At 39.3% G+C, this 13,968-nt stretch carries 12 protein-coding genes and 1 other annotated feature; of the genes, 8 read left to right on the top strand and 4 right to left on the bottom strand.

Features of this window, described 5'->3' with window-relative positions; all coding sequences use genetic code 11:
* Positions 1 to 61 precede the first annotated feature (61 nt).
* Positions 62 to 281 (top strand) — a binding site (T-box leader).
* A gap of 45 nt (positions 282 to 326) precedes the next feature.
* The 4 genes from argS to recQ all read left to right on the top strand — a co-directional run bounded on the left by argS (position 327) and on the right by recQ (position 6,413).
* Entirely contained in the window at positions 327 to 2,000 is a 1,674-nt protein-coding gene (gene argS, locus ACOZBY_RS11160) for an arginine--tRNA ligase (protein ID WP_422762355.1), read from the top strand.
* 100 nt (positions 2,001 to 2,100) lie between these two features.
* Complete coding sequence (locus ACOZBY_RS11155) at positions 2,101 to 3,276, top strand: CynX/NimT family MFS transporter (RefSeq protein ID WP_036168277.1); 1,176 nt, start codon at positions 2,101 to 2,103, stop codon at positions 3,274 to 3,276.
* A gap of 256 nt (positions 3,277 to 3,532) precedes the next feature.
* Positions 3,533 to 4,633, top strand: coding sequence for a hypothetical protein (locus ACOZBY_RS11150; protein WP_031415868.1), 1,101 nt, complete (start codon positions 3,533 to 3,535; stop codon positions 4,631 to 4,633).
* A 7-nt stretch (positions 4,634 to 4,640) separates the two neighbouring features.
* Complete coding sequence (gene recQ / locus ACOZBY_RS11145; protein WP_422762353.1) at positions 4,641 to 6,413, top strand: DNA helicase RecQ; 1,773 nt, start codon at positions 4,641 to 4,643, stop codon at positions 6,411 to 6,413.
* A 77-nt stretch (positions 6,414 to 6,490) separates the two neighbouring features.
* Here recQ and msrA read toward each other — a convergent pair whose 3' ends face one another.
* Positions 6,491 to 7,012, bottom strand: a complete 522-nt coding sequence (gene msrA / locus ACOZBY_RS11140; protein WP_012294459.1) for a peptide-methionine (S)-S-oxide reductase MsrA — start codon at positions 7,010 to 7,012, stop codon at positions 6,491 to 6,493.
* 176 nt (positions 7,013 to 7,188) lie between these two features.
* Here msrA and ACOZBY_RS11135 point away from each other — a divergent pair, with 176 nt between their 5' ends.
* The 3 genes from ACOZBY_RS11135 (at position 7,189) to ACOZBY_RS11125 (ending at position 9,838) form a co-directional block, all read left to right on the top strand.
* Positions 7,189 to 8,139 carry an LCP family protein gene (locus ACOZBY_RS11135; RefSeq protein ID WP_012294460.1) on the top strand — a complete coding sequence of 317 codons (951 nt, stop codon included), beginning with the start codon at positions 7,189 to 7,191 and terminating at the stop codon, positions 8,137 to 8,139.
* A gap of 64 nt (positions 8,140 to 8,203) precedes the next feature.
* A complete protein-coding gene (locus tag ACOZBY_RS11130; protein WP_012294461.1) occupies positions 8,204 to 9,403 on the top strand; it encodes an AI-2E family transporter in 1,200 nt (399 codons plus the stop codon).
* Between the two features lie 69 nt (positions 9,404 to 9,472).
* Positions 9,473 to 9,838: a cupin domain-containing protein gene (locus ACOZBY_RS11125; RefSeq protein ID WP_422762350.1), complete on the top strand. Its 366-nt coding sequence runs from the start codon at positions 9,473 to 9,475 to the stop codon at positions 9,836 to 9,838.
* Between the two features lie 43 nt (positions 9,839 to 9,881).
* On the opposite strand, the gene ACOZBY_RS11120 is transcribed toward ACOZBY_RS11125, so the two are convergent.
* Positions 9,882 to 11,057 (bottom strand): aminotransferase class I/II-fold pyridoxal phosphate-dependent enzyme, encoded by a 1,176-nt coding sequence (locus ACOZBY_RS11120; protein ID WP_012294462.1) that lies wholly within the window; start codon positions 11,055 to 11,057, stop codon positions 9,882 to 9,884.
* A 311-nt stretch (positions 11,058 to 11,368) separates the two neighbouring features.
* Between ACOZBY_RS11120 and ACOZBY_RS11115 the strand changes: the two genes are divergently transcribed.
* Complete coding sequence (locus tag ACOZBY_RS11115) at positions 11,369 to 12,184, top strand: ATP-binding protein (RefSeq protein ID WP_012294463.1); 816 nt, start codon at positions 11,369 to 11,371, stop codon at positions 12,182 to 12,184.
* Positions 12,185 to 12,434: 250 nt separating this feature from the next.
* On the opposite strand, the gene ACOZBY_RS11110 is transcribed toward ACOZBY_RS11115, so the two are convergent.
* The gene (locus tag ACOZBY_RS11110; RefSeq protein ID WP_422762347.1) at positions 12,435 to 12,755 is read right to left on the bottom strand and encodes a histidine kinase; all 321 of its coding nucleotides are present in this window, start codon (positions 12,753 to 12,755) and stop codon (positions 12,435 to 12,437) included.
* A gap of 257 nt (positions 12,756 to 13,012) precedes the next feature.
* Positions 13,013 to 13,807, bottom strand: a complete 795-nt coding sequence (locus tag ACOZBY_RS11105; RefSeq protein ID WP_012294465.1) for an enoyl-CoA hydratase/isomerase family protein — start codon at positions 13,805 to 13,807, stop codon at positions 13,013 to 13,015.
* Positions 13,808 to 13,968 lie beyond the last annotated feature (161 nt).

Below are 13,968 nucleotides of genomic sequence, written 5' to 3'. Positions count from 1 at the left end.
CATTCATACAAAAAGCATTGACGCCAAGCGAAGACTCCTGTAAAATATGTCAAAATCATAGAAAAATTCGATGAAAAAGAGAGTAATTGATGGGACAACTGGAAAGCGAGTTAGGGATGGTGTGAGCCTAATACAGAAACCATGAATGAAGCGCACTTTGGAGAAGGTTCTCGAACTAAGAGTAGAGAATAGCGGGGCGTCACCTCGTTAACAATGGAAAGTGGTCATTATGAATGGCAACTAGAGTGGTACCACGGGATTACTATGCTCTCGTCTCTAATTATAGAGGCGAGGGCTTTTTTTATTGAAAAAAGAGGAGGATATACATGAATCAACAAATTGCAAAAAGTATTGCTGAAATTTTAAATCATCAGCTAACAGCTCAAGACGTGGAACAATTACTAGAAAAACCAAAAAGTTTAGAAAGGGGCGATATGGCATTTCCCTGCTTCACCTTGGCTAAAATATGGAAGAAGCCTCCTCAACAAATTGCAATAGACATCGCAAGCCAATTACAAAATGAGATAATCCATCAGGTGCAATCTGTCGGTGGCTATGTCAATATTTTTCTTCATCAAGTAAAAGTGACACAACAAGTGTTGGGTCTTATCATGCAGGAACAACAAAACTATGGTACGAATCTAGCAGAAAGGGGAAGTGTCGTTCTTGACTTTTCTTCGCCCAATATTGCTAAACCGTTCTCTATGGGACATTTACGTTCAACCGTCATTGGTAATGCCTTAGCCAATATTGCAGTGAAAAATGGTTATCAGGCTATTCGTATTAACCATCTAGGGGACTGGGGCACCCAATTTGGCAAGCTAATCGTTGCGTATCAAAATTGGGGTGATAAGGAAGCCATTACAGCATCCCCTATAGAGGAATTATTAAAGATTTATGTTAAATTTCATACTATGGCTGAACAAGATCCTATACTAAATGAAATGGCACGTGCTGCCTTTAAAGCATTAGAAGATGGTGATTCAGAGGCTTTAGCGTTGTGGCAATGGTTCCGTGATGTATCATTAGATGAATTTCAGACTATTTATCAGCTGCTAGGCATCAAATTTGATGAATTTACTGGAGAAGCCTTTTACAATGATAAGATGACAAAGGTTGTAACAGAGCTACAAAACAAAGGGTTACTTATGGAATCGGAAGGTGCATTTGTAGTGGAGATGGAGGAAATGCCTCCATGTTTAATAACAAAAACAGATGGAGCTACACTTTATGCAACACGAGATTTGGCTGCTGCCTTTTACCGACAGCAACAGTATCAACCCAACAAAATTTTCTATGTAGTGGGTAATGAACAAACTCTTCATTTTAAACAATTATTTCAGGTGATTGAAAAAATGGGATATGGCTGGGCAAAAGATTTGCAGCATGTACCATTTGGGATGATGCTTAAAGATGGTAAGAAAATGTCGACACGTAAAGGCAAGGTGGTATTATTAGCTGATGTTTTAGCCGAGGCGATTGCGACAGCTAAGCGTAATATAGAAGACAAAAACCCTCATTTACAGCAGAAAGAGCGAGTGGCTCAGCAAGTAGGAGTTGGGGCGGTAATCTTTAATGACCTAAAATATCATCGTCTAAACGATATAGAATTCTCCATCGAGCAAATGATGAATTTTGAAGGAGAAACGGGGCCATACGTACAGTATTCCTATGCACGTATTTGCTCCATCTTGGCAAAGGGAAATGTGCCTTCTCAATTGAAGTCATATGCTCCACTAGGACAACAGGCTTGGTCAATCATTTTATTATTGGAAAAATTTCCGCAAGTGGTGGACGCCTCATTTAACCAGGCTGACCCATCGCTCATCGCGAAATATGCTTTACAGCTAGCGCGCTTATTCAATAAATATTATGCACACCAAAAAATATTAGCCGATGATGCCCAGCAAGCTTCACGTCTTGCGCTCTGTCATTGTGTAGCGATCGTCTTAAAAGAGTCACTAGCTTTACTGGGTATTGAGTCGCCAGAAAATATGTAGGGAACGGACCACTTACCCAATCATTGACCATTTATAGAATACATGGTAAAAGAATAAAAGAAAACTCTTCTTTTGATAGGCAGCAGAGAGGATTAATCAAATGAATAAAAAACAATGGACCGTTTCACTTATCTTAGTGGTAATGAGTATATTTTTAGTCGCACTAAATATGAGACCGGCTGTAACAGCGATTGGACCACTCTTTAATGTCCTTATGATAAATTTACACGTATCCAATACAAGTATGAGCTTTCTGACATCTATTCCTGTTTTTTGCATGGGTTTATTTGCTCCTTTTGCTGTACCATTTCAGCGCAAGCTTGGCACAAAATTAGCAATCGTGCTATTAATGGCTATTCTTGTCTTCGCAAATGGGCTGCGCTTATTCCAAGAAAGCTATCTTTTATTAGTGGTTACAAGTTTTGCAGCTGGCTTGGCCATTGCGATGATTGGCCCTATATTAAATGCGTATAGTAAGAAAAAATTCCCTCAACGCTTTACGACTGTTATTGGAATTTACTCATTTGGTATAGGCGTTGGTGCGACATTAAGTGCAGCTTTGACTGTGAACTTTTATCACTATTTTGATAATCAATGGACAATAGCACTAGGGATTTGGGCCATACTTGCTATGGTCTCACTAATTATATGGAGCTGGGTAATCCCAAAAGAACAAGGGGCAGATGTTCAAAATTCGGCCAACAACGAGCCGGTACGTAATCCTTGGGTAACAGGTCGTGCTTGGCTGATCGTATTGTATTTTGGCTTACAAACCTCATTGTTTTTCTCAATGATGTCGTGGCTTACACCTCTTTTACAGGACAAAGGCTTGACGCTTGAGGTAGCGAGTATAATGCTGACATTTATGTCGATTATACAAATGATGGGTAATATTGCTGTGCCCATGCTTATGGAAAAATGGACAAATCGATTAGCATGGGTATTGGCGTTAGGCTGTTTTGGGCTGATAGGTTTTACATTATTATGGCTTATGTCAGGTATCTACTTGTGGGTGGCCGTATTTATTATCGGCATTGTTTTAAGTGGGCTATTTCCAATTGGCTTATTGTTACCGCTTGATGAGGCTAGAAATGATCAAGAAGCCAACAGCTGGTCATCCATGGTATTTTCAGGTGGCTTTATGTTAAGTGCTATCATCCCAGTTTTGATTGGCGTTTGCTATGACATGACAGGCAACCATACATGGACGTACGCCATCTTTCTAGCATTGATGCTTGGAATAATTGCCACGACAGGGCTACTACGAAAAAATTAATTCGAGAAGACATGCCATTCAAAATGCATGTCTTTTTTTCTGTCAAAAATATTTTGAAGGCCTAAAATCCATCCATTTTCATAGCAAATCGGAGAATCCATTAATTTTAATAGGTAGAATGAAATAGAACTGAAGGGAATAATGTATTTTACTACTATTTTAATTACAATAATTATATTATGTAAACTTGAAACATCCTAAGTCCTTGATTATGATAGACAAGAGAGATAGTTGAAAAGAAAGTTTTGGTGAAGGTATGTATAAAAAGATGCTCGTATTAGGAGCGGCGGCCATGCTGTTGACAGGTTGTGACAGTCAGATTGGTGCAGGTTGGTTTCAAGCAGAAAAAGCAGAGGTGCCAACAAAAACAGTGGCCAAGCAAGAAGAAAAGATAGTGCCTGAGGTTGAGGTGATAGGTGAGCATGGAGTTGGTGCAGGCATTATTATTCAGCAAAAGGAGGATGAGCTTTATATTTTAACTAATGGCGCACTGGTAGCCTCAAAGCCAACCGCCCTTGTGAAATTTGGTCAGGATAAGCTAGTGGCAGCGAATGTTCATTTCATGTCAACGGCACATAATGTTGCACTGTTGCAAGTGACCTATAAAGCGAATGTGCAAGTTCCAAAAATGTATGAAGGGGAGCTCAATCAGCTGTCAGTTTACGTGAATGGCTTACCTTATACGATTCAAAAATATCAAGATAAAATAGCTGCCTATTATATTGATACACAAGAAAAGCTACCATTAGGGAGCCCGGTGATGGAGGCGGAAAACGGAGCAATTGTGGGGCTTTATTTTAACCGCCAGCAGCAAGGAGAAGCACAACCATACATATTGCCGATAAAGGAAATTCAACCATTTATGCAAAAATGGTTAAAGGATGGCATGAAGGCGAGTGTACGCCTATCCCAATCAAAAAATTTATATCCTTATATAGAGCAGGGGGATCAAGAAACCGTTCAGCAAGCCCTCGAGCAATACGGTGAAAATATTTTTGCGTATAATAAAGATGAAATCATTCTTTTTTTAGATACATTCCATAAGCATTTAAAAGGAGCTGTAACTATTCAAGATGCAAGTGTCATGGAGCCGATAGTAGGGTCAGAAGAATTGGAAGACACTCTGGGCGGCATGGTTGCTTACTATGCCTCTAAGCAAGCGAAGATTCATTTCTCGAACACAGACATTCAAGATATTCGTATAGTGAATCAGCATCTTCAGGTACGAGCTAAAACGGAGTATGTATTGACCAATGCAGCAGGGCAGGAAGCTCTTGCCCATTCCATTATGCTTTACGAAATTATGAAAAATGAACAGGGCGAATACAAGTTACTTCGTCTTACTACTGAGGAGTGAACTTTGCATGGAGCAAGCAAGACAAATGCTACAGCATCATTTTGGTTATGAAGCCTTCAGGCAAGGACAAGCCCAAATTATTGAACAAACATTACATGGACAATCAAGCCTGTGTGTGATGCCAACAGGTGGTGGGAAATCCATTTGCTATCAGATTCCTGCGTTAATACTTGAGGGGCTGACAATTGTCATATCGCCCCTTATTTCTTTAATGCAAGATCAGGTGGAAGCTTTACGAGCAGCTAATATTCCTGCTGCCTATATAAATAGTACATTAACAGCACAAGAAGTGAATGAAACGATGCAGCTAGCTAGTGCTGGTTATTTAAAACTACTTTATATCGCACCTGAACGACTGGAAAGTGCTTCCTTCCTTCAAGCATTGTCCTATTTATCCGTCCCATTAATTGCGGTAGACGAAGCTCACTGTATTTCACAATGGGGTCATGATTTTAGACCAAGTTATCGCTCCATTCAAAAGCTTTTTACACTGTGGCAGCAGAAGCCAACTGTATTAGCTCTTACCGCCACTGCGACACCTGCTGTTTGTGAGGATATTCGGCATTTATTAAACATTGACGAAAATGCAACAGTGATGACAGGCTTTACGCGTGATAACTTGGCACTTTCGGTGCTAATTGGAGAAAATAAAGAACGTTATATTAAAAATTACTTACAGAAAAATAAACAGGAAGTCGGTATTATCTACGCCGCCACACGAAAGGCGGTAGACGCGATTTATGACATGCTTAGTCGTACTGGAGAAGCAGTAGCCAAATATCATGCGGGGCTATCAGAGGAACTACGTATGGCAGAGCAGGAGCGATTTTTAAAAGATGAGGCGCGTATTATGGTGGCTACCAACGCCTTTGGCATGGGAATCGATAAAAGCAATGTGCGCTTTGTCCTGCACTATCAAATGCCTCGGAATATGGAGAGCTATTACCAAGAAGCAGGGAGAGCTGGTCGAGATGGTCTTCCAAGTGCTTGTATATTATTGTATGCCTCCGGTGATGTTCAAACTCAGCGTTTTCTTATTGAGCAATCGCAAGACGAGGCACGAATACCACAGGAATTAGCGAAGCTCCAAACAATGGTCGACTATTGCCATACAGAGGGCTGTCTTCAAAATGCTATTTTAGCGTATTTTGGTGAAGTACAAGAGGAGCCTTGTGGTCGCTGTAGTAATTGTAATGATGGTCGTACCGTGATGAATGTGACAGAGGATGCACAAAAGGTACTGGCTTGTGTTGTACGGATGGGCCAAAAATTCGGCAAGACGATGGTAGCACAAGTACTCATCGGCTCCAAAAATCAAAAAATGACGGAATTTGGGTTTGCTCGTTTATCCACCTATGGTATTTTGAAGGGACATTATTCGTCTAAAGATGTCTCGAACTTTATTGAGTTTCTAATTGCAGAGGGTTTATTGGCTGTTAAACACGGCACATATCCAACTATTTATGTGTCAGCCGAGGGCAAAGAAGTACTACTTGGCCAACGACAGGTCATGCGGAAAGAAGCTGTAACGGTTAAAAAACTGGTAGATAATGATCCATTATTTGAATATTTACGTGTGTTGCGAAAAGAAATTGCAGATGAAGAGAAAGTACCGCCATTTGTAGTATTCTCGGATAAAACATTGCGTGAATTATGTGACAAGAAGCCAGCAGAATTGGACGATTTACGCCACATAAGCGGCATTGGTGAAGTGAAATTTGATAAATACGGCAAACGTTTCTTTGAGGCGTTACAATCGTTTTTAGAAACACCCATCTAGGACAATTTTCGATCAAGCAAGTGCTTTTACAAAAAAGAGAGGTGTCTCAATGAAATGGTTGAGGCACCTCTAATTGTTTATTGATCCCAATGCTTAGTTATAAATTCATCACGGCCGGAAATAGCACGGTCTTGCTGATAGTGATTAGCTTCTTTTTTATAGTAATCTTGGTGATAGTCTTCCGCAGGATAGAAGCGTTCAGCATCCCGAATTTTGGTTACAATAGGTTTATCGAAGCGTCCACTAGTGGCAAGCTTTTCTTTCGAGGCCTCGGCGATTTTCTTTTGTTCATCCGTGTAAGTAAAGATGGCCGTTGAATAGGACTCTCCACGATCATGAAACTGTCCGAAAGCATCAGTGGGATCAATTTGCATCCAATAAATGTCTAGCAGTTGTTCATAGCTAAAAATGGCTGGATCGAATTCAATTTCGACGACCTCTAGATGGCCAGAAGTCCCTTTCTTAACATCCTCGTATGTTGGGTTTTCTAAATGACCGCCCATATAACCAGATGTTACTTTATGTATACCATCCCACTCGACGAATGGCTTAACCATGCACCAAAAACAACCGCCAGCAAAAGTAGCTTTTTCTATCATGTACATCATCCTTTCTTTTGTGAAAATATTATAGCATTGTTTGGCGAAAAAACTGAGCATTTGGGTGTAAAATAACAATAAGATAGATGAAGTTGGGACTTCCTCTATCAACAAATGAAACTTTCCGGCTAATCAATCGTTACATTAACTATAAAAAAATAGAGGAGTTAGTCATTATGGAAGAGCAAGATTATACAAGACGCTCACAACGTCCTAAAAACCGAAAGCTTCGTAAAGGGAGAGCAATTTTCACATTATTATTACTGTGTATCATAGTAGTGGCAGGCTACTCGATTATGCAGTACCGCAGTGGACTAAAGCTTGCCAATCAAACACAAGTCGAGCAGGAGGATTTCTCTGGCGATACGTTAAAAGGCGATATTGAAAATTACTTAATTCTCGGTGTCGATACACGTGGCGAGGAAAAATCTCGAACAGATACGATGATGGTATTATCTTGGAATAAATCAAACAACGATATTAAACTGGTATCCTTTATGCGGGATATTTATGCGGATATCCCTGGCTATCAATCCTATAAGCTTAATACAGCGTACTACTTAGATGGGGTACAGCTACTGAAGGATACACTAACAAATATGTTCGGCTTACCGATTCACCATTATGCCCTTATTGATTTTAAAAACTTTGAATCGTTGGTGGATATTTTAGCACCTAATGGTGTTGAGATGGATGTTGAGAAGGATATGTCCGAAAATATTGGGGTAGAGTTGAAGCAAGGTGTACATCACTTAAATGGACAGGAGTTACTAGGCTATGCACGCTTCCGTCATGATGCAGAAGGTGATTTCGGTCGTGTTGCTCGTCAGCAAAAGGTCATAGAGGCTTTAAAAAATGAGCTTTTGACACCTGCGAATGTATTGCATTTACCAAAATTCGTAGGGGCAGCACAAGGCTATATTACAACCGATTATTCTTCTGCTGAAGAAATGCAACAAGTGCTAAAATTACTATCAAAGGGCAAGGTGAACATTGAAAAAGCAACGATTCCAATCGAAGGAAGCTACCAATTCCAAAACTTTAGCCATGCCGGCGATTCGATCGTGATTGATGTGGAACAAAACAAAGCCTTTTTAAGCGATTTTTTAGGCATTTCACTGGAGTGATGTTTAGCAAAATCCAGCATTATCCTGTAATATAAAGGTAGAGTTTTTTGATTGGGGTGGATATATGGAAAAAGAAAGACCAAAAGAACGTTCAAACCTGTTAGCAACCAAGTTTATTCGTTTCTTAGGTGGTAGAAACCTATTATTTACGCTGGTTATTTTATTATTAGTTGCATGTGTTATTTTTATGTTTAATCAAGTTTCCTTTATCTTTACCCCGCTTCAAGTGTTATTTGAAGTCGTCATTTTACCAGGGGTATTAGCTGTCATTGGGTACTATTTATTACGTCCATTATTGGCGATATTGGTTAGATGGCGTATTCCAAGAATTTGGGGTATTTTAATACTCTACATCGCGGTAGTTGGGGTCATAACACTGCTCGTTGTGTTGGTTTATCCGTTTTTACGTGACCAATTTACGAACTTAGTGCAGGAATTCCCAGAGTATTTTATGAAGTTTACGGAAAAATTTGTTGCATTCTTTAATCATTCACGTTTTAACGATTATTTAGATAAAATTAACTTTGACTACAATGAAGTGGTTAAAAACTTTACTACTGATATGGTAAAAACTGTGAAAGATACGGCTACAAATATAGCACAGGGTGTAGCATCCGGTATTACGGGCTTCCTATCAACGTTAACAGGCATCGTCCTATCGCTTGTAACCGTACCATTTATCTTGTTTTATTTACTAAAAGAGGGCGAAAAATTACCGAAATTTATGCTGAAAGTATGCCCACCGCGTATGCGTAAAGAAGTGACTGAAATTTTCCATGATATGGACAAGCAAATAAGTTCTTACATACAAGGGCAAATTTTAGTATCTATGTGTATTGGTGCAATGGTCACAATTGGCTTCTTAATAATTGGTATGAAATATGCTTTATTGCTCGGCTTCCTTGCGATGATTACAAGTGTAGTGCCTTATTTAGGTCCTGTTATTGCCATCACACCAGCCGTTATTATCGCTCTTGTCACATCACCATTGATGTTGATTAAGCTAGCGATTGTATGGACGATTGTTCAGTTAATTGAGGGAAAATTTATTTCTCCACAAATTATGGGGAAATCGCTCAGTATTCACCCAATTACAATTATCTTTGTATTATTAACGGCAGGCTCGCTATTTGGTGTCCCTGGGGTCATTTTGGGGATTCCAGGTTATGCAATCTTTAAAGTGCTTGTGACTCATCTATTCAAGCTATTTAAACAGCGCTATAACCGTTATGAGGATGACGTTCACCAAAAATATGATGTATAAGAGGATACAGCTACTTCGCTTGACAGTAGCTGTGTTTTTAATAGGAAAAAAAGAACGGGGGAAAATAGCATGACCTACATACCTATTAATTTTCAAGAAAAATTTGCAAAATTCCAAGAGCACTGGTCTCCAAAGGTAATTGCTGAGATGAATGAATATCAATTCAAACTGGTTAAAGTAATCGGAGATTTTGTTTGGCATAAACATGATGATACAGATGAAGTGTTTATGGTGATTGAAGGGGAGCTTGTCATTGAATTTCGTGATGGAGAAGTAAGATTAAAGGAGGGTGAAATGTTTGTCGTACCACGCCAAGTTGAACATAAACCTTACGCTGCAGCCGAGTGTAAAATTTTGCTCGTAGAGCCTGCTGGGGTAGTAAATACGGGTGAGGAAAAAACTGCAATTACTGCTGAAAATGATGTTTGGATTTAATGAATAAAACCCTTCTAGCATGTTGTTAGAAGGGTTTTCTATGTTAGTTTTCTTGTAGTAATTGTACTTGCGCTAAACGATCGACAGCTTCCTGAAGGATTTTCGCTGGTTGCACAAGTGCTAAGCGCAGATAACCTTGTCCTGCCGTTCCAAATACAGTACCTGGAACCGTAACAATGCCAACCTGCTCAATCAATTTAAAAGCGAGTTCGGTGCAATCCATATCATATGGATACTTTGCCCAAACAAACATCCCACCGTTAGAAGGTGCTGCGTCCCAACCTAGTGCCTGTAAGCCATTCATCAATGTTTGATGACGCTCAGAAAAGGTTGCACGTAGGCTTGCTGTAATTTCTTCAGCGTGATCGAGGGCAACGACAGCTGCATCTTGAATAGGCTCAAAAATACCGAAATCTAAATTCGATTTTAATTGCTTTAAAATCGCAATCATTTCAGCATTTCCTGCGATATAGGCAATCCGTGTTCCTGCCAAACTAAAGCTTTTGGAAAGGGAGTTAATTTCCATCCCTACTTCTTTTGCACCTGGTGTAGCAAGGAAGCTAATCGGTCCATCGCCCGTAAAATAAAACTCAGAATAGGCTGCATCATGCAGGACGATGATGTTATATTTTTTAGCAAAGGCAATCACTTTTTCAAAATATGCTAAGGATGGCATCGCTGGTACTGGATTTCCTGGTAAGTTTAAAATTAATAGCTTTGCTTTATGGGCAATATCTTCTGGTACAGCGTCTAAGTCTGGAAGGTAGTTGTTGTCAGCTGTTTGAGGCATGTAATAGGGTGTTGCACCAGCTAAGTGAATGCCTGCGTCATACGCAACGTATGCTGGGTTTGTCGATAGCACGATGTCTCCAGGATCACAAAAGGCCATTGGAAGATGCACTAAGCCTTCTTGAGAGCCAATTGTTTGAATGATTTCAGTAGTAGGATCTAAATCAACGCTGCTACGGCGCTTATAGTAGCGGCTGACAGCCTCATAAAAACGCTGTGTGCCTGTAAGTGTATAGCCATACGATTCAGCTAAACCTGCTCGATAAGATAGATGTTCGCGAATTTTGGCATGTGGAGGAAGATCGGGGCTTCCTAAGCTTAAGTCAATCAGAGTCATGCCCTTTGCTTGCTGCTCTCTCGCAAAATTTTTCAAATCTCCGAAAATTGCTGGTGTAAATAATGACATTTTTTTAGATGGTACGATTTTCAAGACTAGTACACTCCTTGTAGTTGTATAACAGAATAGTAGTTCACATTTTATCATACTAAAGCGAAGAAAGGGACAGATATTCTGAAAAAAGAAAATATTTATATAATGTAGAGGATGTGCGCATAGGCTAGCGAAAATGGATTGCCTAATGTTGGGGAAACCTACTGTAAATTCCGTAAATGTAGAAGTTGTATTATACTTACTATATAGTTTTTCAGTGGGAATCATGGAGTAAACCGATTCATCAAACATCTCTATCAAAGCATGAGGAACAGCTATAAAGATTAATTAGCATAAGAGGGGGGAGGACTTTGAAGGTATATTCGTTAAGTGGACCAAGCGGCACAGGAAAAAGCACTAGCGCTCTATCTTTTGCCCATAAAATTGGCGTACAGGCGATTATCGATGATGGATTACTCATTGTCAATGGCGTGAGAGTCGCAGGAGTTTCTGCTAAATTTGAAAAAAATACAATTACCGCTGTAAGGCGTGCCATTTTTACCGACCAGGAGCACCGTGAGGCAGTCAAGAAGGCGCTAGCAAGCCATCGAGTGGAGTCTATTTTACTAATTGGGACGTCAACGAAAATGACGAATAGTATTGCGAAGCAGCTGGAGCTAGGCGCTATCGAGCATTATTATGATGTGGAAGATATTCGTTCCTTTAAGGACATTCAAAAAGCTCGTTTTATTCGACAAACACAAGGGAAGCATGTTATGCCGATCCCTTACCGACAAGTTGAGCAAAATTTCTTTAAGCGACTGGTGCTAAAGGGAATGGAGATTTTTTCAACAAAACGTGAAAAGATTGGGGAAACAACCATTGTTCGTCCTGATTTTCAACGGGAGTATATTGAGATTAGTAATCATGTTTACGTCCAGCTACTTACGTATTGCTGTCAACAACAGGATTTTGTGCAAAAGGTGGAGCAAGTCCAATTTGTACTTGGTGAACAGGTCCAAGCTATTTTGTCCCTACAGGTAAGGCTACCGATTGATTATCCGTTAGCAGCACGTTTATATAACTTACAACAGGCGGTGCAGACGGAATTTTATCAGCATTTTGGCTATGAATTGGATGCTATCCACGTTCATGCCAAATCAGGTATCCAAAAGAAAAAATCATAAAAAACTCTTACTCCTGTCACTTTAGGAGTTATTTTGCACTTATTTCAATCGTATAAGGAAATATAAAAAAGCCCAATTTCTTAGCATAAAAATTGAGAAATTGGGCTTTTATCGTTGCTCGGGTTTAATATTTATTTGATTCCAATTACTAAACTGCCTCGTGCGGCTTCAACAAGTTATTGTTTGTTGTATGTAAAACTTTATATGTTGCTCTCAAAATATTGCTGATACCTGTTGAAATAAACTATCTTTAATCAGCTTGATTTTTACGATGAACCTCAGTAAGATCTTTTAAATAATATAATGAATAGTCATCTCTAATATCCACTTCAAAAAAGTAATGATTTTTAGTTTCTATATCTTTAACTTCTATTTCAAACAAACCCATTCCTCTCATGTAATCGATTTCTTCAGGTTTTAAATTTTCTCTAGCAATGCCATAGTTAGTTTCCATATAGTTTTCCACATAGTTGTATACGATAGCGTTTCGAGATTTAGAATTAAAATAATTGTAATTAACAAAAATAACTACTATACAAAATAAAAGATTAAAGATAATTTTTTTTTTCATTTACCTCTCCTTCCACCATATCAAGTATCAAGACTATATTTATTAATGATTTCCATTTTTAAACTAGTAAAATGCGATTTTAGTGTCATTACCTAGCAATTTCGATATAATTGCAGAGTTAACGTTATATTTATATCACGTATAGTACTATTAGGAGCTAACGTTTGATCTCTAACATTGTACCTGTGGAAGCGTAGGTATTTCCAAGTCCAGGTGCAGGTACTCCTGTCGCCAGTGGGCGAGAAGAGTACCTATTTTTATTTGGGCTGACGCGTAAACTGTGGCTGGCGTTTTTCAACGAATGCTCGACAACCTTCTGCAAAATCATTGCCGACAAATGGCGTGGAGCCTTTCCATAAGGCTGGAACACTATCGAGGCATTCTTGGACAGACTGCTTTACTGCCAGTAAGGATTCAGGAGACATTCCCGCCACAAGCTTACCCATGCGGATCATGTATTTATTCAAATCCTTCTCTGCTACAAGATAATTGAGCATCCCAAGCTTATAGGCTTCCTCTGCTTTAAACATTCTTCCTGTAAACACTAAATCCTTTGTTGTGGCTGGGCCAACAAGCTGTACTAAACGCTGTGCAAATTTATTATTTAATGTAATCCCTAATTTACCAACAGGAATGCCCAGTTTGGCTTTGTCAGAGCCAATACGAATATCACAGGCTAATGCTAATTCCAAGCCAGCCCCCATTGCAGGCCCATTAATCACACCAATCGTAGGGATAGGCAAGCGCTCAATAGTGGAAATGGTCTTTTCCATATGTATAAACGCCTCTTCAGCCTTGTCGAGAGAAATGGCATTAAATTCTTTAATGTCAGAGCCAGCAGTGAAATTTTGTCCTGAGCCTCGTAAAATAAGGACTTTATTTTTGGGATTATCTAATACTTGCAGGGCAATTTTTGCTAATTGATCCCACATATTTGCGGTTAATGCATTCTTCGCCTGTGGTCGATGGATCGTAATAATTGCTAGCCCAGCAGTTTCTTGATAAATAATTTTTGCGTCTTCTGCTTCCAGTCGAGTCGTCTTTACTTGCATTTTAGAGAGCCCCCTACATATTTGTCTATACCATTATTATATAACACCATGAACGATAAACACGAAATTATACGAATTTTCATATAAAATTGCGTTGTTATACAAAAATAGATGGAATAAATAGCAATTGTCTTACAACAGGGGAATGGAATTTACTATTG

It is taken from the genome of Lysinibacillus sp. NPDC056220, from assembly GCF_049315265.1.
GTDB classification, from domain to species: Bacteria; Bacillota; Bacilli; order Bacillales_A; family Planococcaceae; genus Lysinibacillus; species Lysinibacillus pinottii.
The sequence above is the reverse complement of the archived record's forward strand: the minus strand, read 5'-3'. Positions and strand labels throughout refer to the sequence as shown.